Consider the following 23,149-nt stretch of genomic DNA (forward strand, 5'->3'; position numbering starts at 1 on the left):
CATGTATACTGCGCCGAAAAGCTTGTTTCCCACGTTTTTCTTGGTGTCCATTTGGTTTTCGTTTGTCTTTCATAGGCAGATCACGCACATTAAATGCGCCAGTTTGAAACATTCGATACAGTGTACGGACTGAACAATCAAGTTTCATTTCCGAGCGGCCGACAATCACATCCGGTGTCCACCCTTGAACAACCCTCTTTTGAACATATTCTTTTTGTTCCTCTGGTAAAGCCATCGAGCGTCTACCGCAGCGTTTTTTGTTTTCTTTGTATTGTTGATAATAGTTCAGTATCGTAGCACCAGTTTTCAAAAATTGATACACGTTATGAATCGTTTGTCGCGCACGTCCTAAGCATTGCGCAGTTTTGGCAACGGATTGATTATTTTTGAAATAAGACTCTATGATTGATTGGTGTACTAGAGAACCGCAAACTAGCTTTTTTAAAAGCCTATTTCATTAAATATAGTCGCAAAACAAGGGCAAAGGTAAAGCATATCGTTATGGATATGAATGCCCCTTATTTTGAATTGGTCAAATCAGTTTTCCCTAATGCTCAAATCGTTACGGACCGTTTCCACATTGTCCAACAAATCTCTCACGCACTCAATCAACTACGTATTCAAACGATGAATAAATACCATAAAACAGATTCAATCAAATATAAAAGATTAAAGCGTTTCTGGAAACTGTTTCTTAAAAACTCTTATAACTTTGATAGCTCGAATTACAGGTACAATCGATCGTTCAGAAGACCAATGACTGAAAAAGCAATTATGGATGACCTTTTAAGTTATAATGATCAATTAAGCGCAGCCTATGAGATATGCCAGCTTCTGCTCTATCATTTCAAACAGATAGCTCTTAGTCGTTTATGGAGTGTGGCGTGAATAGGACAATCGCTTTTTTAAGATAAAGTTCTCTTCTTCTAAAGCGGCCTTTTGTTTTTGAAGTTCTCTTACTTGGTTAGCAGTCAGAAGTTCATCTGATTCCATTTCCACTTCAGAATAGAGTTTGATCCATCGTGAGATGGCTGTTTGTGAGCCCCCATATTCTTTGCATAAACTGGATTGAGTTTTCCCGCCATGATAAAGATTAGCTAAGCTTTTTTGAAATCTTCATCGTATTTTTTGTAATTGGACATAAACGTTCTTCCTTATATATTTAGATTACTCAATTAATCAGCTATTTCGTTTTATTTAGCTGTTATTCTATCTATAATTGAGTTAGACTCTGTGGACTAGTACGTTCTCCACCAGATTCCTTTGGAATACTGTTAATGAAAGGCTCTAGCCACATCTCTTTGTCAAATTGTTAATAAGTTTGTTAGCGCTTGACGTCTGTTCGTGATGCTTGATTGATCACAAGGTTACATGGCAAAGAGTGAGTGGATCAAAGCGTGAATTTTATCTGATTAGGAGTGATACTTATGTTGTATGTTGGAATAGATGTTGTCAAGCATAAACATGACTTAGCGGTTATTGACACAAAAGGAGCGATTTTTATTCGTCATCTTCAGATTAAAAACAATCGTGAAGGCTTTACGAAGCTTCAAATGACGCTTGCTAATTTGCAGAAATCTACCGGTGAAGACATTCAAATCGCCTTAGAAGATACCGATCATTATTGCTTTAATATCTTACGCTTCCTTCGGACGCAAGGCTACCCAACCTACAGCTATAATCCGTACTTAATTAAAGAATATGCCAAAAATCAAAGCTTGCAAAAAATCAAAACCGATAAAAAAGACACCATGACGATCGCTCGAAAAATACGAACAGATCTTGATAAACAATCATTTAGTGCTAACCCTTCAATAATTGAGTTGAAGTATTTAACTCGACATACAGCCAGATTGAAAGAGGATTATACTCGAAAAAAAAGTAAGCTACACACGCATTCTAGTGCAACTGTAACAAGCAACTTTATAGAAAATGCTTTTGTGACCAAAGATTCAATGAGTTGCGTATCCGTGAAATGAATGAGCTTCGTAAAGCAGGACAGAAAAGTCAGGCAGAAAAACTGAAAAAGAACTGGCACTTTCCGCTAAAAAATCGTGCAAAGCAAACATTAACCATTACGAATACAAAACATGGAAAAGTTTTCTAGCACCTAAATGCACGTTTCTATATGAAGTAATAATGATTGATCGATTTTTTGGCTTTTCCACGCTCTCAAAGGAGGCATATCTCTTTTTTCATGAATCAGTTGAAGCTTTTCAAGACAAAGATCCCGACTTATTTTTCTCCTTATTGGCAGAACTTCCCGAAACGTTAGATGACGGCTTTCGGAAGAAGCTTCAAAACCTTTTGACCTATGAACAAAGCATCACAACGCAATGATCTATCCTTATTCCGATGGAAAAACAGAAGCGAAGAATACCCATATAAAGACAATGAAACGAGTATCCTACGGATTTAAATCATTTGAGAACATGAGAATTAGAATCTCTTTGATCAATCAATTAATCAAAGTAAGATAACAAAAAATCTGAGTCAGAATGAGGTTCATTCTGATCCAGATTTGATTTTGCACAACTCATCAGTCCTTATCGACAAAGAGCCGTTTTGGATACCGCTATTTGATATTGCTAATTTAATTGTTGGACCACGGCAGGCTTGAATTTCATCGTAATCTCCAATATCTCTCTAGATTTGTCTTCCAGTTTCCCGAAATCGTACCATTCTACGTAGTAGTCTTCTCGCCTTATATTTTGCCTATTTTTGACTAAAGATTTTCTGATATTCTTTGGAATTTCCTTGTACTCAGCTCCTAGCGATGTCATACTTGTAAAATCACCACAAGCAGAAAGACCAAAAATAGTGAAAATACATAGAATAACTAAGAAATTTTTTCATAACTACCACCTCTATATACCTACATAAAAATTCACGAAGAATTAGTCAATTACACTTTTTCTCACTAAATCAATATTCCGTAGCCACTGTTATTCCCAATTACTAAAATCATTCTTTTTACTTGTAACCTAACCTCAAAGTTGATCACTTTTTTTAATTTTATACATTGCTACTCAGTCGAAATATCCCTTGTCCTTACAAGCAGTATAGATAAAACCTGTCTCTTCACTAGACTTTGTATTCTCTACCTTGGACTTAACATAATATCGCCATTTAAAGTTATTTAGTACATTTTTTGTACTTTATTTTAAACTGACTTTATTCTGCTAAATTATCTATTGGCTAACAGTGCCCAATGAATCTTTGTCCTGTTTATCAAAGAATACTTAGACAGAAGCATGCCATCGACTAAACTAATTATCGTCAATCCTACAATATAATAGATATTAAGATTGTAATATTTAATTCGATATTAATTGCGAAATTATTTTTTGTTGTTTACTAAAATCTTTAAATGTTATCACGACAAAATGCAAACTTTTGATTCTTATCTAATCAAGTCTGTAATGTATAAAATAATTTTTATAAAATTTAACAAATACTTCCATCATTTTTAAATGGATATGGTATCTCAACAATTCCCTCATTACAATCACCTAGTCCAGAATAAAGAATACATTTACCTTTTTCGATGGTGATTCCTGAGGGAAAACAACAGTCTTGTAGATGAGAACGCTTGGCCGGTCCTTTAGGGAAACTTTTTCTTGTTGCTATGATTTTATAATTATCAATCTGACGAGTGATAGGATCCAATACAAAAGATATTACTGTGTATACCTTTTGATCACCATTCTTGTAGGCACGATGACCTATGACACCAATTTTCCCCGAGTCTAACAGATAAGCTTGGTTTACCCCACCCCATTCTCCATTCTCGAACAAATTGGGTAATATTGGGGCCTGGTAAATTGTTTCAGCTGTCAGTTCTTCTAAACTATCTACAACTATAAAACCTATTAGGGATTCACTACCATATTTCTTAATTAATGCTGTGTCTCTCGGTCTAGAAAAAATTCCTATACGCCCATCTTTAAGTTCTACAATTCTGATATCTTTCATGTTACGAGGTCCTGTTGTAAAATATTTTAAATTATCTAATTCTTGTCCATAATAAAAATATCCGTAATAAGCACCCAAAAAATTTTCTTGCTTTACTTGGACGTGAGTTCCACCTAATACAATGTGATTTTTTATTTTAGTAATATATGGATCCTCAAGTTGATAAATCATGGCATTATTTACTAAAGACCATTGAAGTTCACTTCTTTTTTTGAAAAGTCGTACGTGAGAGTTCATCCACTCACTTCGCTTCTCTACCCTTCCATACATGTACCATTCTTCATTAAAAATGAAAGGTTGAGAACAATTATAGACGTCAAAACCAGGCACGCCATCAAATTCTAATATTTCTCCTGTATTGGTAATGTGCTGTAATTCAAATATCTTTTTTTGTTGTGTTACGTTCATTTTAAATCCCTCTCTATAATTAATGAATGAAACAATCTCTTCAACCGTTGCATTTTCAGCTTTGTAGATTGTTGACTAGAAGAATTGACAGAATAATAAAATTTTAATTTTGGTTCTGTACCTGAAGGTCTCAGACAGACCCACGAACCATCGGTAAATATATATTTTAGAACATTGGATGATGGCAATGTAATTTTTTCGATTGATTGACCGGCCACCCACCGTTCAGAAGTCAGGAAATCTTCTTTGGCCATTAAGACAAAATCCCCCAAATGAGAAAATGACAGGGTTCTTAAACGATCTAACTGCTGATTCATTTGCGACAGTCCATCTTTACCGGGAAAAACTTTTGTTTCTAATTGCTCTTCGTAATAACCATAACGGTCATAGATTTCATTCAAGCGATCAACTAAATCAATTCCGGAAAGGAAACAGTCCAGTGCGGTCTCAGCCAATAATACAGCTGCTTGAATCGCGTCCTTATCCCTAACAAATGGGGCTGCCAGGTACCCAAAACTTTCTTCATAGCCGAAAAGAAAGGTTTTATCTTTTGTTTCTTCTGATAATTGGATTTGTTCCCCAATAAATTTAAATCCTGTTAACGTGTTTCTAACTTCAATGCCATAAGCTTCGGCAATTTTTGCCCCTAAATCAGATGTTACAATCGTTTTTGCGATAAATTTATTGTCTAAAGAGTCTTTTTTCATACTAATCAAATAATCAAGCAATAACACCCCTATTTGATTGCCATTTAGAAAGACTGGCTGTCCGTCCTTACGTACAACAGCACCCAAGCGGTCCGCGTCTGGATCTGTGGCTAGAATTAGCTGTGTTGGCTGTGTTTGAGCCTCTTTCAATGCTAGAATAAACGCCTGTTGGTCTTCTGGATTAGGAGAAGAGACAGTTGTAAAATCAGGATCAGGCAGTTCTTGCTCTTTCACTATCCGAAGATTCGTAAATCCCAAGCGTTGAAAGGCCTTTTGTATCAATACATTTCCAGTACCGTGAAGTGGTGTATAAACCATTGAAAGCTGTGATCCAAAATGGCGGATCCTTTCAGGATTTTGGGTCACCTGAATCAATTGATCTAAATACAACGCATCTACTTCTTCCCCAAAAATATCAATCAACTGTTGTTCGACATAAGTTGACAATAAATCCGCTTCGATCATTAATTCATTTTGAATACTTGCTAATGTTCCCATCAATTCTTCGGCAGTTCCTAGTGTGATCTGACCGCCGTCCGAGGCATACACTTTAAATCCATTGTATTGCTTAGGATTATGACTCGCAGTGATCATGACACCTGCAAAGGCTTTATAATAACGAACTAGAAAAGACAATTGCGGGGTCGGACGTAATTGATCAGATAAATAGACCCGAATCCCCTGACTGGCTAATACGCGAGCGGTCCATTCCGCAAATCGTTTTGAACCATGTCGATTATCAAAAGAAATCACTACCCCCTGTTGTTCAGCATGCGCTTTTTGAACATAGTGAGCTAATCCAAGCGCTGCCCGCTTAATGGTGTAGTCATTGATTCGGTTGATGCCAACGCCTAGCTCTCCCCGCATCCCCCCTGTCCCAAAAGCCAAATAGTCATAAAAGTGTTCTTCTATCACAGCAGGATCAGACAGAGCGAGCAGCTGATCTTTCAAGTTTGCTTCCAAAGATGGGAAATCAAGCCATTCTTGATATTTTCTTTTCCAGTTCATTTTTCTACCTCTTTTAATTGTTTGAGAATCTCAGCAATCGACAAGGTACAGCCAGCCATTGAAGTATCTGCTACGCCATAATACATCGTCAATTGATCAGCAACTAGAATACCACCACAGCCAAAGACGACATCGCCGAAGAACCCATTCTTTTCATAATCAGCTTCTGGTTCCATGATTGGTTTTTGGCTTCTAGCAATGACTCTTGTTGGGTCTTGCAAGTCTACTAATGCTGCGCCCATACAATAGCGATGTTCGGGAGTCGCACCATGATAAATAATCAGCCAGCCTTCGTCGGTTTTAATAGGAACTAGCCCTCCACCTACACGCCCACTATCCCAACAATCTTCACGAATCCCTAGTAAATGCCGGTGCTGTCCCCAGCTAACTAAATCTGGCGAAGAAGCAATCCAAATGTCATAGTTGCCAATACTTTTCAGAGAAGGACGGTGTAAGGCGTAATAACGCCCGTTGATTTGTTCTGGAAAAATCAGCACATCTTTGTTCTCTGGTGCAAAGATATTCCCTAAATCTTGATAGGATTGAAAATCCTTGGTAGCTACTAATGAATCACAAACACCCATTGGTGAGACAGAACTAAAGTTGATATAGTAAGTATCGCCAATCTGTGTGCATCGCGCGTCTTCGATGCCATATGATTGATATTCATTGAAAGGATACAAGAATGCCTCCTCATCAATCGTAAAATGATGCCCATCTTTACTGCGGGCAATTCGAATATAAGAAAGAGATGTCAGATAGACAAAACTATCCAACTTGTCTTTTTTGCGGATCATTCTCGGATCGTCAAAATCATAATCCGGATCATCTCGGTGGAATGTTAATACTTCCATCGTTTGTGTTCTTGGATCAAATACAGGCGCTTTAATAACGTTAGGGTCGTCAGAGATTGGGCGCTCTGCCACACGTAATAAAAGTAAGACTTCATCGTTGTATTTTGCTACTCCACCATTAAAGGCGCCAATCACTTCATACCCTTCATGTAATGGTTTCACATCTGCGGGAGTGATCAATGGATTTTCATTAAAACGTTCTATTTTCATCTGCTTAACCTCTATCTAAATGGATTTTCTAGTTTGATTTTCTGCGCGCCTGCATCACTGATACCAGCATATAGCACGATATGATCTTCGTAAATGTGAAGTCCGCCGCTAAAGACGACATCTTCTAAATCTGGGCGTTTCATTGGTCCTTGTTGGAAATCGTTTCTTTCTGCAATAATTTTTGCCTGTGTCATAGCAAATTGATTTCGTTCCAGACAGAAAACCATCGCATAATAATGACGATTTCCTTGATCATCGAAATTCGCGATATGGCCTAAGACCCAAATGTCGCCATCAATCTCATGGATCTCATTGCCGCCACCCCATTCGCTTTCACAAAACTGGTCAGACAGTAACGGGGCTTCTGTAATTATTTCAATGGTCAAATCACTAAGCGCGTGAACGATCGTTGCACCTATCTTGCCTCGGCCACCTTTACTTCCTTGCGGTCGTGTCAGCACTAGGATTTCTCCAGAAGATAATTGTTTCAAGCGCAAGTCTTTCATTCCCCACGGCCCCTCAAAGATTTTTTTTGCTTCGGAAAGAGTCGCCAAGTGATAAAAAACCGTACGCCAATTCGCTGTGCCATCTTCTAGAAAAACAACTTCAACCCCCCCAAGGATGACTTGTCCGTCAATTCGGGTATAAAAAGGATCCTGTAAAGAAAGTTCGATACTATCAGCGATTAGTGTCCACCTGTTTGTTTCAACCTCTTCAAATAAACTGACAGTGGAAACTTCACTGTCTCTTGATTCAATGCGACCTGCAATCACTTCTTTCCCCGCCAATTCAAAAGGGGCAGTGATATTATAAACATCTTGATCACCCACACCGCTGAATCGCAAAATTGCGGCTTCTTTGACTACTTTGGCTTTCTCATTTCGATACTCCTGCAATAATTGCTTGATATAAATCATAGCTGCTCCTTTCCAATCCAACATGCCTTTGCCGGCAGATGAACCCAGTGACCATCTTCACTTAACATGCCATTTCCAAAAATGGTCTTTCGATTTCCTTCTAACGAGTGCTTGATCGGCTGTCCAAAATTTAAAATAATTTGTAGGCTTTCCGTTTGATAACTCAAGCAATCTCCTGTTAACTTAATGTTGCGGATGGCTGTAAAAGGTCCTTCTGTTTTTCGCAACCGAATCAGATTTTGATAATCTGCCAAAATCCCCTTCGCCTCCTGGTTCACCGCTGCCAATCCGATCCAACCGCTTTGCTGATTTGATAGCCACGGAAGCATGCCCCTCGAGCGGTCACGATTCACTTGATTGGCCATTATTAAAGCGTGTGACTCTCCGCTTAAAATCAGTTCTTCTTGGTATTTATTTTTTGCTTGAATATCCCTGATATCAGCTAGCTGCTGAGGCAAATAATCCCCCACCCCTTGTTCTTCTCCCTGAAATAAAAAGGGAATGCCACGATTGATCAACAGAAACACGGTCAATAAGCGATAGATGTCGCGGTTTTCTTTTGCCAGTCGCTGCCATGAACGGCTCATGTCGTGGCTGTTAAAGAACAGCGTAGGAATTTTCTTTTGTTGACTCATTTCTTTAAAATCTCTAGTTAGTTTCTCAAGATCCAATTCTTCCATGCTGCCCAAATTAAAATGAAATGCGGTATCGAACAATCCATCTTCTGTATAACTGTTGATCCGTGCTAGTTGATCCGAGCTAATTTCAGCCACTGTAAAAATTGACGGATCGACTGTTTTGATCCACTGATTTAATTCCTTTAACACACGTTTGATCCCCGGCTGGTTCACATCAATGCAATGATCTTGTTTCCCATCTTTTCTCACTGGATTATCAATAAATTGATCACTGACCGTCAAATTGTTGATGACATCAAAACGGAACCCATCGACACCTCTGCCTAGCCAAAATCGCAAGACATCAAAAACGGCTTGTTTCACTTCTTGATTCTGCCAGTTCAAGTCTGCTTGCTCTTCGGCAAAGCTATGGTAATAATATTGGTCCGTAGCCGCATCATACTTCCAAGCAGATCCACCAAAAAAACTTTCCCAGTTGTTTGGTTGATCCCGCCAAATATACCAGTCTCGCTTTGGATGTTCTTTGCCACTGGCTGATTCGATGAACCAAGGATGTTTGGTAGAAGTATGATTAACTACGACATCAATGATAATTCTCATTTCTAGCTGATGCGCTTCTTCCACAAGGAGATCAAAAGCGGCTAAAGTACCATACTGAGGATCAACCGCACAATAATCGGAGACATCATACCCATTATCGACTTTAGGAGACGGATAAAATGGTGTTAGCCAGAGGGCATCTATACCGAATTCTTTTAAATAAGGCAATTTTTTGCGAATCCCATTGATATCGCCGATTCCATCCCCATCACTATCTGCAAAGGAGGCAATATAAATTTCATAAAACACAGCATTTTCCCACCACATTCGTTGGACTCCTTACTTCAGTGTAAATTGCATCCCATCTTGGAATCGTTTTGAAAAAATCAAAAACAAAAGGATCAACGGTAACGTGAGCAACACAGAGGCTGCATACATTGGTCCTGGATATGTCCCATAGGGCCCAAACATTTGCGAAATCAAGACATTCAGCGTAACAGTCGCATCACTCTTTGAAACGATCATATCCCAAAGCAGGTTCGTCCAACGATCCGTGAATAGGAAAAGAAAAATCACCGTTGTGATCGACTTAGACATTGGCAATACCACTTTGAATAACACTTGCATTTCCGTTGCCCCATCCAACTTTGCAGCCTCGATCAACGCATCGGGAATGGCTTTGAAAAAGTTGGTATACATAAAAATCGCCCATAAACTAATTGCAGTCGGAATGATCATTCCAGCATAAGAATCCAATAATCCCACTTTGGTCACCATTAGAAATTGGGGGATCAGCAAAATGATCGCTGGGAAAAACATTTGAAAGAGAATAAAATGATTCACGAATTTCTTCCCTTTAAATTCGATTTTGGCAAGCGCATACCCTACCATCAATGCAAAGACCATCATTAAAAACGTTGCGATCGTAGCCACGATCGTTGTATTCACGAATGCACCGATCCAAGGAACATCTGCTGAAGTGGCCGAACCGCCAAACAGCCACGTCCAAGAACGTAAGCTAAAAGTGGTCGGGATAATTTTTCGATCGACTTGATCCCAAGCAGCAAACGAGTGCAAAACAAGATAGACAAAAGGAAACGTCATGAGGAGCATCACCAGGGTGGTTACTAGATATAGGACACTGTTCTTTCCCTTCGTTCGTTTATTGCCAACCATTTTTTTCACCCCACTTTTCTAGTAACTTCCGAATAACGCCGATAGATGCAAAAGTAACGACAGAAGCCATTAGTGCAACTGCAGACGCGTAGCCGGATTTCAAATTAACAAAGGCTTGATTGTAGATTTCCATTTGCCATGTATTGGTCGCAAAGTTTGGTCCGCCTCCTGTCAACTGGTAGACCTCTGTGAAGATACCAAAGCTGATCCCCACCGCCAGAACTGTAACCGTAAAGAATGCTGGGTACAACATGGGAAAGGTGATTTTCCAAAACCTTGTCCAAGGACTCGCACCATCGATTGCCGCTGCTTCATACACTTCTTTGTTGATATTCCCTAAGCCCGAAATTAGGATCAGCGCATAGTAGCCAGAAATCTTCCAAGCGATCATCAGAGAAACGATGATGATGGCTGCATGGGGATTACCTAGCCAATCAATATCCCAGCCTAGTCTCGTTCGCAAGAAGGTATTAAAGGGACCGTTGTAGGAAAGCAATCCTTTGACGATCAAAGAAGTGACAACCCCGCTTGACAGATAAGGCAAGAAGAAAGCCACCATGTATAACCCCTTCAGCTTTGGCAGGCTATTGACTAATAGCGCAATCACCATCGAAAGAACCAGCGCCATTGGTACAAAGATAATCAGAAATTTGTATGTAACAACGAATGCAGATTGGATTGCTGGACTTTTTATCGCATCAATAAAATTCTGAAATCCAACAAATTCAACGGTCGGTGAAATCATATTCCAACTCGTTAATGCTAGCCAAAATGACCAAAATAAAGGAAGTAGAAAGAAAATCAATGTAAAAATCAGATAGGGGCTGGTAAATGACCAGCCCAATTTTGTGTTCTTACTCATTATTGAAGCGCCCCTTCGACAGCCGTCTTCGCATCGCTCACAGCTGTTTTCGCATCTTTTTCACCCCGAACAACTGGCACCCATGCTTGTTCGCCAAATACTTGCTGAATGTCATTGTATTTCTCGTTGTCCATTGCTGGAACAGCGTAAGGCACATTTTCTGCAAAGACTTTCATCGCTGGATTTTCTTCAAAGTAGGCTTTGAAAGCATCGTTTTCTGTTGCATCATCACGCGCTGGAATAAGCGAAGTCATTTCTAGTAATTTCATGTCGTTGTTTTCATCTGAATAAACAAATTCCAAGAATTTCATCGCTGCCGCTTGTTCTTCTTCTGTTGCTTGGGCGTACATCACGATTCCTTTAGCATCTGCATAGGTGGATACTTGTTCTGCATCCGCTAAAGCATCAGGTACCACAGGCGTAGTAACCGTGTAGTTTTCACCAAACTTCAGCTCTGGGTATTTTTCTTCCCAGTTAGGGAACGTCCAAGGACCCAAATCGGTCATAATACTATCGCCGTTTTCAAAGGGATCCGTTGCTTCACCGGTGCGCAGTACTTTTGCATCCGCTAATGTATGCATCAAACCAAATACATCTGTCATGGCAGCTTCATTAGCTGTGAATTGATTGTTTTCGACAAAGCTCGCACCTTCACTGGCCGCATTGTAGAGTGGGAAGAAATCAAACCAACGCATCCAAGCCGTTGGATCTGCTAAGTCTTTTTTCGCCCAAAGTGCTTTGTCCGTTCCTTTGATTTTGTCGACGACTTTCAATAAATCTGAATAGGTTCTTGGCACTTCATCAAAGCCTAATTCTTTCAAACTATCTAATCGCCAGCCAAACAAAATCGGATTGGAATAAACAGGTAGCACGTATTGACTACCATCAGAGAATTTCCAACTATCGATGGTTTGACTCATATTACGAGCTTTGACGATCGTATCGAAAGAATCTTGTTTTTCTAATGGTAAAATAGCCTGACTAGCAGCCAACTGGGCAGCAAAACTACGGTTGATGTTTTCAGATAACGTTGGTGCGGTGTTAGAAGCAATTGCACTTTGGATTGTTGCTTCAGAAGATGGACTTTCCTTCATTTGAGAAACTTCAACTGTAATGTCCTCATTTTGTTTCTCAAAGTCTGCGGCCATTTCTTGCCAATACTTCAATTGTGTTGGATTGGGTGCAGCCCAAAAAGTAATCTTTGTCTTCCCATCAGTTGCCCCAGAACCGCTCTCTTTTGATTGATTGCTACAACCAGTGAATAAAACTGTCCCTGCCACTACCGCAGCAATACCAATAAGCATTTTTTTCATTTTCATGATCGTTCCTCCTAAATAGTAAGCGATTTCTTTTTACACCGTCATCATACCACCCGTCATTTTAATTGTCAACATTACGTAATTATAATTACAACATTACTTTTGTAATTATTTTAGGCTATTAATTTTGTAACATTATGGTATAATCATTATAAGACTAGGAGAAATAAGGTGAAAATATGAAAAAAGCCTCTATGCAAGATATTGCCGATGCATTGGGCATCTCAAAAAATTCTGTCTCACAGGCGTTGAGAAATAAGCCTGGTGTCAGCCAACAAACCAAATTACTCGTTAAAAACAAAGCAGATGAATTAGGCTATCGTTATCAAACGATGAATGAAGATACCACGATGTCATTCTTATTGATGGCAACCGAATTTGCTTTTTCTCAAACGAGTTTTTTTGGCGAGATCGTTAAAAGTGCAGAAGTAGAAGCTCAAAAAACAGCGATCAAACTTGATACTTATACCATTACAGAGGAAGACTTACTTAGCCTAAAGCTTCCGCCAAACTTAAAAAAGTATGACGGTATCCTGATCCTGTCTCATAGTAAAAATGCCTACATCAAGAAAGTAATTGATACTGGGCTTCCTGTCACATTGATCGATCACCATGATCCTTCACTCACAGCAGATGCCATCTTGACAAAAAACACCGACGGAACGTTCCAAGCCATCTCACTTCTGATTGAAAATGGAATGAAGCGAATTGGCTTTATTGGTGATACAGCATTTTCTCCCAGCTATCTTGAGCGTTATCGCGGGTATCAACGGGCTTTACGAGAACACAATCTAACAAATGATCCTACGATTGAAATCACAGAAATTGAAGAATCTCAAGGTGCTTTATTTAACAGCTTAAAGAATATAAAACAAATGCCAGATGCATGGTTTTGCGTGAATTCTGGGCTAGCTTTCATGTTAAACAGTTATCTTCAATCTTCTGGTTACACGATTCCCAAAGATATCAGCGTGATTTGTTTTGATGAAACTGAATTTACACGCATGGCGATTCCTCAATTGACAAATATCGCTACCGATCTGAAGTTTATGGGTCAGTTGGCGATTCGGACATTGGTCCATCGCATCGCTCATCCCAAAGAACCAATCGTCCATCAGCAAATTGTTCCACAGCTGAACGTCCGAGAATCGGTTCGGATTCCCAATACTAAATAATATAAATTTGAATCAATATCTCGGAAACAATTTTGTTCAGATTGTTAATTTTTTAAAATTTCATTTGTCAAATTAAGTTAGACAAATCATCTGGTTTTATATTTCTCAAAAATATTTCCATCGGTGTTTGATACTTTAGAGATTTTCTTGGGATGTGATTTCGTTTGGAAGCAACAGCTTGAATAAATGATTCTGATACTTCATTGAAGTCCATGGCTTTAACTAATCCATCACAACATAATAATCCATTTGAATGTTCATTTAGAGAGCGTTGTGACGGGGTGCCTGGATCCGCAAAATAAATATCAATATCATTTTGATTTCCCATAGCTTTCCAATTTGAAAATTCTTTCCCACAGTCAAACGTAATTGATTTAAACAGATGTTTAGGAACCGTTTGAAACCAATGATTAATTCGATTTTCAATGTCCATTGCCTGTCTACCGGCTGGCTTCAATGTAATAATCACTTTTGACAAACGTTCCACCAATGTAATAACAGCACTTTTGTGTTTTCGACCGACAATAGTGTCTCCTTCAAGATGGCCAAACTCGTTTCCAAATTCTGGATGCTCCTTGATGCGCTCATGTATACTGCGCCGAAAAGCTTGTTTCCCACGTTTTTCTTGGTGTCCATTTGGTTTTCGTTTGTCTTTCATAGGCAGATCACGCACATTAAATGCGCCAGTTTGAAACATTCGATACAGTGTACGGACTGAACAATCAAGTTTCATTTCCGAGCGGCCGACAATCACATCCGGTGTCCACCCTTGAACAACCCTCTTTTGAACATATTCTTTTTGTTCCTCTGGTAAAGCCATCGAGCGTCTACGCAGCGTTTTTTGTTTTCTTTGTATTGTTGATAGTAGTTCAGTATCGTAGCACCAGTTTTCAAACTTTGTCTATGTATTGAATTTCTTGATGCAATCTGTCTAGGAAACAGAATACCTTTGCGCACTGAACAACAAAAAGCCAGACCTCTTCGCAATCGGTCTGGCTTTTTCATGTGAACTACTACTGAAAAACATGGTCAAGTCTAGGATAACTTCTTCTTCACCAAAATCTGATCTCCCACCATGACTTCAGGTGGGCAATCTGGTTCGATGACTACTGAGCCAGGGAGGTCAGCGCATCAAAAACTCAATTGGCTATCAGACCTTTCAATCTAGATCCGCCCCATTGGATGCAATGACCTTCTGGTACCATGCAAAGGATTTTTTCTTCTTCCGATTGTATGTCCCTTGTCCGTAGTCATCGGCATCGACATAGATAAATCCGTAACGCTTGCTCATCTGGGAGGTCGATGCACTGACAATATCGATACATCCCCAAGAAGTATACCCCATCAAATCAACGCCTTCTTTTAACGCCAAATTGATTTGTTCAAAGTGTGCTTTAAAGTAATCAATCCGGTATTGGTCGTTGATTTCTCCATGGGCATCCGGTGTATCTATGGCGCCAATGCCGTTTTCAACCACAAACAGTGGGAGGCGGTAGCGGTCATATAGGGAGATCAGCGAAGTTCTCAATCCGATTGGATCCACTTGCCAACCCCATTCCGTCATAGGCAAATAAGGATTTTTGACACCTGTGGCAATGTTGCCGCTGACTTTTTCTCTTTGGTCTGCATCTTTTGAAACCACCAAAGACATATAGTAACTAAATGATAAGAAGTCCACAGTGTACAACTTGATCGTTGCCAAGTCCCAATTCTCCATCTGGATTTCTATCCCTTTTTCTTTCCATTCATTTAGGATCCATTGGGGATAAGCGCCCCACACCTGAACATCTGAATAAAGATGATTCTCCCGATTGGCTTTCTCCGCTAAAGCCACATTCTCAGGGTGACAGTTTTCGGGATAGGTCATCAATTTGGTCACCATTGCGCCAATCTGCACTTGAGGATTGGATTTACGGCAATACTTCGTTGCCAAAGCGCTGGCAACAAACTGATGGTGTAATGCTTGATAAATAGCGGCTTCAGCACTGGCTTTGTCTGGATAGCGCTCTTCTACAACCCCAACAGTTGTAAAAGGGTGCCTAAAGACACTGTCAATTTCATTAAAGGTCAGCCAGTAGGTCACCAATGACTTGTATTCTTCAAAAACTACGCGACAAAACTTTGCAAAGAAATCGACGACTTCACGTGAGACCCATCCTTGATAATGGGTAACCAAATGCAGCGGCATTTCATAATGGGATAAAGTTACCAGTGGTTCAATGCCATTGTCTCGGAGTTCTGTGAATAGTGCCCGATAATAGTCAAGGCCTGCTTCATTGGGCTGATCTTCATCACCGTTGGGAAAGATGCGTGTCCAAGCGATGGATACCCGCAAAACGTTAAAGCCCATTTCTTTGAACAAGGCGATATCTTCCTCGTATCGATTATAAAAATCAATGCCTCGTCGCTTTGCGTAATTAGCTGTGCCTTTCTCAGCTATCGCTGCTGCAATACTTTGTTCGTCAACATGCCATTGTTGTTGATAATCTTTTACGGATACATCTGGTTTAAAGCGGGCAACATCAGCGACCGACAACCCTTTGCCTTCAATATCCCAAGCGCCTTCTGCTTGGTTGGCTGCAATCGCACCACCCCATAAAAATCCCTCTGGAAAATAATTTTTCGTCATCATTTCTCTCCTTTACTTATAGGTCTCAGGCATCAGCTGACATGGTTCGATTGCTTAAGAAAACAAACGGCAAATAGATCAGCACGCCCAATGCAATCAGGATAACCTGTAGAATCACACCATTGATTCCCCATCCAAGGAAGGCACCGATAATGATTGGCAAGCCAAATGGGACATCCACGATATTTGATCCAAGGAATCCCCACTGATTGGCCACCAAAACAATCGCCGCCGGTATCCCACTCCCCAAAACAAAAGGGATCGCAAAAATTGGATTCAGTACCAACGGCAGTCCAAATACGACAGGTTCACTAATGCCAAACAAAGAAGGAACTAATCCAATCTTAGCCACAGCCCGAAGATCATCTTTTTTAGAAAATAAGAGCAACGCAATATTTAAAGATAGAATCAACCCAGCACCACCAACAACCAAGAATGTGACCGAAGAACCCATGGTAATGACTTGATCCGGTGTTTGTCCCGCTTCAAAGGCCGCAATGTTGGCTGCCAATGCAGCGATTAGAATCGGATTACGAATCGGCGATATGACCAGACCACCATGGATGCCCACAAGCCAAAATACTTGCGAGATGACCACTAAGCCGATGATTCCTGCCGGATGTTGCAAAATCCCTTCTAACGGTGCTTGCAAAAATTGATACAGTGCTTCGTTGATATATAATCCTGTTGCCAGTTCAAACAAGCGCCCCGCAATTGCAATCACAAATAACGTAATAAAGATCGGGATCAGCACACTAAATGATTTGCTAATGGCACTTGGAACGCTTGGCGGCATTTTGATTTGCAGTTTCTCGATTTTGTTCAATTTACAAAAGAACTCGACTGTGATAATCGTTAAAAACATCCCAATGAAGAGCCCCCCAGCATTTAGTGTGGCGACTGGCAAACCAGATGCGAGGCTTTCCACGCCATCCACCATGGTTTCAACGCCTTGTGGTACCACGGCTATATACGCACTGAGAGAAACCACTGCACACATGATGCCATTCTCATTGTTCCTCTCACCGAGAATCCACCCTAAAATAACAATCACAGCCAATGTCATCGTATTCATTGTTGCGAAATTAATCGCAGTGAATGCTGGCTCCAACACAGTTAAAAACTGCAGCGCTGAAAATTGTGCCAAGCCAGTACTCTCACTGGTCAATAATGAATTACCAAGTGTGGCAAATGACCCTACAATAATGAACGGCATCAGTACTGTAAATGTATTTTTGACCACACTTAAGTATTTGTTGTCATCAACTTTCTCCGCAACGATGCTGACTCGATCAGCAAAAGTATCAAACGCACTCATGCTTGACCTCCTTCGATCAATTCTTCCGCATGTTTCAGCACAGCTGCGCCATTGCCACGGCCATAATCGACAGCTTTGATGACAGCGACAGGTACAGTGCCATTGATGATTTTCTTGACTTTCCGCATCGTATGTTGGACTTGCGGACCCAATAGTAAGACATCAAAATTGCCTAGTTCACGTTCAATCATGCTTTGATCGATCGCCCAAATCTTGTAATCCTTGCCTTGTTCTTTGGCTGCGGCTTCCATTTTTGCGACTAAAATACTGGTAGACATCCCTGCAGCGCAGGCTAACATAATTCTCATTGTTTGTGTCCTCCTATGATTTCGTGATTTTTTTATATAAATAAAGCCATTCGGCGGCTTGCTCTGTCGCTGTCATCGCCATGGCTAAGTGGTCTTGTGCGTGGATCAATAAAATCGATAAGGCCGTTGCCTCACCTCTGGCCTCTGACTGGATCAAGTCGGTCTGACATTGGTGGGCTTTGTGTAATTCAGTTTTGGCTTCTTCCATAGCTTGTTCGGCTGCAGTGAAGTCGCCTTCTCGTGCTGCTTCTATCGCTAACATCGCGGATGATTTGGCATTACCCGCATGCAGAATCAATGTGAAGCTGATTTCGACATTTTCCATCGTCTCTCCTCTTTCTATTCCCTATGTGCTATTATTTCTTGAGTCACTGTGCAATCAAACGAATAGAAACCAAAAACTGCCCTTCTTTATCTAGGATCAGAAGATTGATCCCGATACTTATTTCAGCGATAGGTGGCACAAGTTGGTGCGATGTGTATATTTTCAAATTATACCTATGCCTTGGTTCAACTATGACTGCCTATTTTCGTGCCACCTATTGCTTTGCGCTCTCAGTAGTTGGCAGCTGCTGAGACCAGGAAAGACGTTGCGGTACTGCGCTGGTACCGAGGGTATACCCATCATTCATTTCAAATCGTCTATCCTTTATCAAACAAAGCAAAAAGGCACTGGACGGGTGTCCAATGCCTGTGAAATAGCGAAATAAGCGTATAGCAGCACGTATTTTTTTCGCGAAAAAGGTGGAAAACCACTAGAAATGAATCCGCTTTTTCGGTACAATAAACACGTTGATGCCTACGGGTATCAACTATGGCAACTTGATTGGTCATCCGTGTTAAAGGGGGTGACTAATTGAGGCTTCGTAGCGGTGCGCCAACACCTTACGAAGTGCCTATTTTTTTGGTTTCTATTCGCTTACTAGTTTATCTGAAAGCGGTTTAGGTTTGCAAGGGGAACATTTGCGGTGAGGGGTTTAATAACATGGGGATTGGGGTTCCTATATAAGGGAGGGGTAAAAATAACAAAAAAATCTGCATAGCGGTTGGGCTTTGCAGATTTCCATGCTTTATTCTACTTCTTCACTGCTTTGTGTCAAAAACTCATAATAATTTGGTTCTACTGGATCTTGTAACTTAAACTCTAATTCAACTACATTTTTTAGCTTTCCATCGGTCGTAGGTTTTTGTAATTGCTGAATCGTTTCTTCAATTGGTGTTAATTCACCTAAATAATAGAAGTCTGTTTCATTGTCTTTATTATTATATTTTCGCTTAATAAATAAATGAATATGCCAGTCATCTGCATTTTTTAAAATCTGAACTTCTGGTGAAGCCAATGTTCTTGGTGATTTGGTGAACCATTTGAACGTACTCTCATCTATGAACTCATCTTCGTAAGCCATTAACGAAGCTTTAAAGTCTTTGCCTTTATCTAATGTAACAAAAATAGCAAAATGTTGGTTGCTGTACGTATAACCACCTATACCTTGCTCGTTTTGTTTGAAATCCATGTTCAACATCCGCAGAACATCTTTACGGCGATACTTCTCATAAAGGTTAAGCGGCTTGGTTATATCATATCGTTGCGATTTGGCTAATCCAGTATCTACCAAGTCTTTCAATAATTTAAGGAAATAAGGATTCTGACGGTATGATTTAAAATTATCTGTAACCGCTAATCCTCGATCAGTTAATGTAAACATCCTCGAAGCTAGATAGCTTTTCCTAGTTCCTGTTTCATAGAAAGAAAGATCTAAAACATGGACTGCTGATTCGATCGTATCTTTCGTATAATACACATTCAGTCCATCAAACAGCTGCTTCATTTCAGAAAATGTTAAGTTATTTCTTTCTGTGTTTATGAATTGGTCAATAAGCAACAATTCATGCGGTCTAATCCCTAGTAACAGTTCTACTGAAACGAACCGCAATGCTAAGTTCTCTGCTTCTGATACTTCCCCTTCGGCTTCACCTATTTTTTTCAAGAAATGATAATACGTTTTTTCTTTCCCGCTAATAATCAATGGGTCAATGCTATCCATTTTTTCAAAATCCAGTAGATATGGTACGCGATTTAAGCGATGTTTAGCTTTGTAGAAGCTATCCTTCAAATCCGCTAACGTATTTAAACGCACTTGATCAATTGATTTGAATATACGTTCTTTAGCTACTTTTTCGAAGTTAATGGAAGATAATCCAGAAATATAAGTGACATCAACAGTATCTCTACGAATGTTATTTTTATTCCTAGAATTGTCTCCCGATAATGCCATTGGAATCATGTAGTTATTTTTATAATTCCCAATGAAATCAATGACGGTCACAAACTCTTTAGACGGATGTTTTCTTAATCCTCGTCCAAGTTGCTGGATGAAAATAATGCTTGATTCGGTATTTCTTAGCATCACTACTTGATTAATCTTGGGTATGTCTATCCCTTCATTAAATATATCAACTGTAAAGATATAATTTATTTTGCCATTTTCAAGATTTTGAACCTCTTGCTCACGTTTTTCTAAATTGTGATCGCCAGAAAGATAGGCACTTGGAATACCCCTTTGTGTAAATAGTTCTGCCATTCTCTGTGCTTCTTCTTTACGACTACAGAAAACTAGCCCTTTCGGTACATTCCCTGAGCAACCATAATAATCAATTTTTTGAATTAAAAAATCAACTCTTTCCTGATCCATCAAATAATTCAAATCAGATGTTTCGTCAATAACATGACCATCTTTTTCATAATCCGTAACGCCAAAATAGTAAAAAGGACATAGCATATCTTCTTCTAATGCCTGCTGCAGACGTATTTCATAGGCAATATTATAATCGAATAATTCAAAGATATTAAACCCATCAGTCCGTTCAGGTGTCGCTGTCATGCCTAACAAAAATTCGGGCTGAAAGAAATTGATTGTTTTCTTGTATGAGCTGGCTCCAGCTTTATGGACCTCATCAATTAGTATATAGTCAAATGCATCTGCACCTAATTGGTTTTGATAACTATCTTTAGAAATAGTTTGAATTGTTGCAAACAAATATTTAGCCGAAGTATTTTTTGAATTGCCTGATAAAATGCCAAAGTCTGCATCATCACCACTGATAATCTTTTTGAACGATGCCATTGCTTTTGTTAAAATTTGTTCTCGATGTACAATGAACAGCATACGCTTCGGACTAAATTGATGCACATCAAAGCCGGCAAGATATGTTTTACCTGTACCTGTCGCTGAAATCACTAATCCTCTTTTAGCGCCGGTTTGTCTTAACTCTTGTAGATTATTCAATGCTTGCTTCTGCATTTCATTTGGGACCACATAAGGTGGGTATGATTTTTGTTGGATATCCTCAATCCATTTTGTTACTTTAAGTCCCTGATAATTTTCTTCAAAGTTTTCTACCCATTCACGGGTCAAGGGAACAGCTGCTTCCCATTCTTGAATCAGATGTTCTTCGATTGTCGAAATCATCTCACCATTATCGTTGGAAGTAAGTTTGACATTCCACTCATAATTTAATTTTAACGCAGACATTGTTAGATTTGAACTACCGATAATAAAGGTTTTATGGTCTTCTTTATCAAATAAGTAACCTTTAGAGTGGAAACCTTTTTTAGACGAGATCCTTACTTCCACATTGGGAATGTTCAGCAGCGAAGCAAATGCTTTCGGTTCATTGAAACCAAGATACGTTGATGTTAAAATTTTTCCAGCAATGCCTCTTTCTGCCAAATCTGCAAGTTGCGCTTTGATTGCATTTAGACCATCTTGTGTAACAAAAGCAACTGAAATAAAGAAGGACTGACAGCTATTCATTTCTTGGTGTAACGTCGTTAATAAGTAATCTTTTTTTTCAGGATTATTCACAATAAATTTCGGATTCAATTTTTCACTTGCTATTGTCTTATCGATGAATGCTTTTTGCAGTGCCCGCTCTAAATACTCCATTCTATATGCTCCCTACATCATATTTCATTAATTTTTCAACAGTTGGCACATCTGCTGGTGCCCATTCTACTGTCTGCAATTCTTCAGGTGATAACCACTTTACTTGTATGTGTTCTGTTAATTGTGGCTCCCCTTCATCTAATGCACAAATAAAGGTAGTTAGATTGACGAAACCAAAATCATATTCATAACGACAAAATTCAAAGTCTTCCTCTTGAATGCTTACTTGTATCCTAAGCTCTTCTTCTAACTCGCGTCTAAGCGCTTGCACTTTAGTTTCATCTTGTTCGATTTTGCCACCAGGAAATTCCCACAGGTTCGCTAATGATCTTTCAGGTCCTCTTTGACAGCATAAAATCTTCCCGTTTTTGATAATGATCGCGCCAACTACATGTATTTCTTTTTTCATATATAACCCTCTTATCTTGATAGTATTCTTCTTATTAGGATCGCATAAAAGTTCAGATGAGGCAACAAGTTAATTTAGGGTTAATTTGTACTATACTGTTATTCTGAATGCAACTTTAATTCCATTCATAGCACACAAAAAAACATGAGCTCTTCACCCGCTCATGTTTTTTATTTACCTAATAACCTCACCTTGCCACTCAGACATCCCACCTAAAACATTCACCACTCGAATGCCTTGACTACTCAAATAACTACAAGCCTGCGACGAACGCCCGCCAGACTGGCAAACGATATAATACGTTTTATCCTTCTCAAATGAGTCGATTTCTTCCACCAATATACGCAATGGCCGATTAATTGCCTGGGGTATGTGTCCTTCTGCAAATTCATCGCTTTCTCGTACATCGATGATCGTTAAAGGTGTTTGTTTGCTTTTTTGATAAAATGCGTCATTGCTGATTGATGGGAACATTTTTGCCACTCCTTTATGTCTTGTGGCTTTATTTAACAGGTGAAGTGGCTTTTTGTCAATTGAACTGCAATAAACCCACATCGCTGGATGTGGGTTTGCTTGTTTCAGTAATGATCTTTTGCCGAGTAGATAAAAATTGTGTCATGTTCAACTTTATAAATCAGCCGGTGCTCATCTGTAATTCTTCTGGAGCATTTTCCAGATAGATCATATTTTAGTGGTTCTGGTTTTCCTAGAAAAGGGATATCCATGCCTTACCTTTCCATCTCTACATC

At 39.5% G+C, this 23,149-nt stretch carries 19 protein-coding genes and 4 pseudogenes; 4 read left to right on the forward strand and 19 right to left on the reverse strand.

Annotation, left to right across the window (positions count from 1 at the left end; translation table 11 throughout):
* Nucleotides 1–406 (reverse strand): transposase (locus tag A5886_RS14880; RefSeq protein ID WP_506511092.1); only part of this gene is annotated, 406 nt, incomplete at its 3' end.
* On the opposite strand from A5886_RS14880, the gene A5886_RS14885 reads away from it, so the two are divergent.
* Nucleotides 406–888: a transposase gene (locus tag A5886_RS14885; RefSeq protein ID WP_256926240.1), complete on the forward strand. Its 483-nt coding sequence runs from the start codon at nt 406–408 to the stop codon at nt 886–888. The two genes, A5886_RS14880 and A5886_RS14885, sit on opposite strands and share 1 nt — an antisense overlap.
* On the opposite strand, the pseudogene A5886_RS15985 reads toward A5886_RS14885, so the two are convergent.
* A pseudogene (locus A5886_RS15985) lies at nt 871–1,086 on the reverse strand (transposase); the annotation flags it as partial. The gene A5886_RS14885 and the pseudogene A5886_RS15985 sit on opposite strands and share 18 nt — an antisense overlap.
* A 341-nt stretch (nt 1,087–1,427) precedes the next feature.
* Here A5886_RS15985 and A5886_RS14895 point away from each other — a divergent pair.
* Together A5886_RS14895 and A5886_RS14900 are read left to right on the forward strand one after the other, a co-directional pair.
* Nucleotides 1,428–1,979, forward strand: a complete 552-nt coding sequence (locus A5886_RS14895; protein WP_256926241.1) for an IS110 family transposase — start codon at nt 1,428–1,430, stop codon at nt 1,977–1,979.
* Nucleotides 1,943–2,480, forward strand: a pseudogene (locus A5886_RS14900) (transposase); the annotation flags it as partial. The gene A5886_RS14895 and the pseudogene A5886_RS14900, both read left to right, overlap by 37 nt.
* Nucleotides 2,481–3,447: 967 nt before the next feature.
* Here A5886_RS14900 and A5886_RS14910 read toward each other — a convergent pair.
* From A5886_RS14910 to A5886_RS14945, 8 genes are read right to left on the reverse strand one after another with little or no spacing between them, the layout of a single operon-like run.
* Entirely contained in the window at nt 3,448–4,383 is a 936-nt protein-coding gene (locus A5886_RS14910) for a DUF1861 family protein (protein ID WP_086275831.1), read from the reverse strand.
* Complete coding sequence (locus tag A5886_RS14915) at nt 4,380–6,098, reverse strand: phospho-sugar mutase (protein WP_086275832.1); 1,719 nt, start codon at nt 6,096–6,098, stop codon at nt 4,380–4,382. Before A5886_RS14915 ends, A5886_RS14910 begins: the two co-directional genes overlap by 4 nt.
* A complete protein-coding gene (locus A5886_RS14920; protein ID WP_086275833.1) occupies nt 6,095–7,162 on the reverse strand; it encodes a BtaManbiosPhlase in 1,068 nt (355 codons plus the stop codon). The genes A5886_RS14915 and A5886_RS14920 overlap by 4 nt, the downstream gene beginning before the upstream one ends.
* Nucleotides 7,163–7,173: 11 nt before the next feature.
* Nucleotides 7,174–8,079 carry an MTP-1 family protein gene (locus A5886_RS14925; protein WP_086275834.1) on the reverse strand — a complete coding sequence of 302 codons (906 nt, stop codon included), beginning with the start codon at nt 8,077–8,079 and terminating at the stop codon, nt 7,174–7,176.
* Nucleotides 8,076–9,584 (reverse strand): alpha-amylase family glycosyl hydrolase, encoded by a 1,509-nt coding sequence (locus A5886_RS14930; protein WP_086275835.1) that lies wholly within the window; start codon nt 9,582–9,584, stop codon nt 8,076–8,078. The genes A5886_RS14925 and A5886_RS14930 overlap by 4 nt, the downstream gene beginning before the upstream one ends.
* Before the next feature lie 12 nt (nt 9,585–9,596).
* Complete coding sequence (locus A5886_RS14935; RefSeq protein WP_003125479.1) at nt 9,597–10,433, reverse strand: carbohydrate ABC transporter permease; 837 nt, start codon at nt 10,431–10,433, stop codon at nt 9,597–9,599.
* A complete protein-coding gene (locus A5886_RS14940; RefSeq protein ID WP_086275836.1) occupies nt 10,420–11,295 on the reverse strand; it encodes a carbohydrate ABC transporter permease in 876 nt (291 codons plus the stop codon). Before A5886_RS14940 ends, A5886_RS14935 begins: the two co-directional genes overlap by 14 nt.
* Nucleotides 11,295–12,614 (reverse strand): ABC transporter substrate-binding protein, encoded by a 1,320-nt coding sequence (locus A5886_RS14945; RefSeq protein ID WP_086275837.1) that lies wholly within the window; start codon nt 12,612–12,614, stop codon nt 11,295–11,297. The genes A5886_RS14940 and A5886_RS14945 overlap by 1 nt, the downstream gene beginning before the upstream one ends.
* Nucleotides 12,615–12,793: 179 nt before the next feature.
* Here A5886_RS14945 and A5886_RS14950 point away from each other — a divergent pair, with 179 nt between their 5' ends.
* Nucleotides 12,794–13,789 carry a LacI family DNA-binding transcriptional regulator gene (locus tag A5886_RS14950; RefSeq protein ID WP_086275838.1) on the forward strand — a complete coding sequence of 332 codons (996 nt, stop codon included), beginning with the start codon at nt 12,794–12,796 and terminating at the stop codon, nt 13,787–13,789.
* Nucleotides 13,790–13,856: 67 nt separating this feature from the next.
* On the opposite strand, the pseudogene A5886_RS14955 reads toward A5886_RS14950, so the two are convergent.
* The 9 genes and pseudogenes from A5886_RS14955 to A5886_RS14995 all read right to left on the reverse strand — a co-directional run.
* A pseudogene (locus A5886_RS14955) lies at nt 13,857–14,710 on the reverse strand (IS30 family transposase); the annotation flags it as partial.
* A 238-nt stretch (nt 14,711–14,948) separates the two neighbouring features.
* A complete protein-coding gene (locus tag A5886_RS14960; RefSeq protein WP_086275839.1) occupies nt 14,949–16,418 on the reverse strand; it encodes a glycoside hydrolase family 1 protein in 1,470 nt (489 codons plus the stop codon).
* A 25-nt stretch (nt 16,419–16,443) separates the two neighbouring features.
* A complete protein-coding gene (locus A5886_RS14965; protein WP_086275840.1) occupies nt 16,444–17,736 on the reverse strand; it encodes a PTS sugar transporter subunit IIC in 1,293 nt (430 codons plus the stop codon).
* A complete protein-coding gene (locus tag A5886_RS14970) occupies nt 17,733–18,044 on the reverse strand; it encodes a PTS sugar transporter subunit IIB (RefSeq protein ID WP_086275841.1) in 312 nt (103 codons plus the stop codon). Before A5886_RS14970 ends, A5886_RS14965 begins: the two co-directional genes overlap by 4 nt.
* Nucleotides 18,045–18,057: 13 nt before the next feature.
* Nucleotides 18,058–18,369, reverse strand: a complete 312-nt coding sequence (locus tag A5886_RS14975; RefSeq protein ID WP_086275842.1) for a PTS sugar transporter subunit IIA — start codon at nt 18,367–18,369, stop codon at nt 18,058–18,060.
* A gap of 745 nt (nt 18,370–19,114) precedes the next feature.
* The gene (locus tag A5886_RS14980) at nt 19,115–21,991 is read right to left on the reverse strand and encodes a DEAD/DEAH box helicase (RefSeq protein WP_086275843.1); all 2,877 of its coding nucleotides are present in this window, start codon (nt 21,989–21,991) and stop codon (nt 19,115–19,117) included.
* A gap of 1 nt (nt 21,992) precedes the next feature.
* The gene (locus A5886_RS14985) at nt 21,993–22,400 is read right to left on the reverse strand and encodes a (deoxy)nucleoside triphosphate pyrophosphohydrolase (RefSeq protein WP_086275844.1); all 408 of its coding nucleotides are present in this window, start codon (nt 22,398–22,400) and stop codon (nt 21,993–21,995) included.
* A 174-nt stretch (nt 22,401–22,574) separates the two neighbouring features.
* Complete coding sequence (locus A5886_RS14990; RefSeq protein WP_086275845.1) at nt 22,575–22,874, reverse strand: rhodanese-like domain-containing protein; 300 nt, start codon at nt 22,872–22,874, stop codon at nt 22,575–22,577.
* Between the two features lie 104 nt (nt 22,875–22,978).
* Nucleotides 22,979–23,110: pseudogene (locus A5886_RS14995) on the reverse strand (Txe/YoeB family addiction module toxin); the annotation flags it as partial.
* Nucleotides 23,111–23,149 lie beyond the last annotated feature (39 nt).

Source organism: Candidatus Enterococcus testudinis (assembly GCF_002140915.1).
GTDB lineage: Bacteria > Bacillota > Bacilli > Lactobacillales > Enterococcaceae > Enterococcus_D > Enterococcus_D testudinis.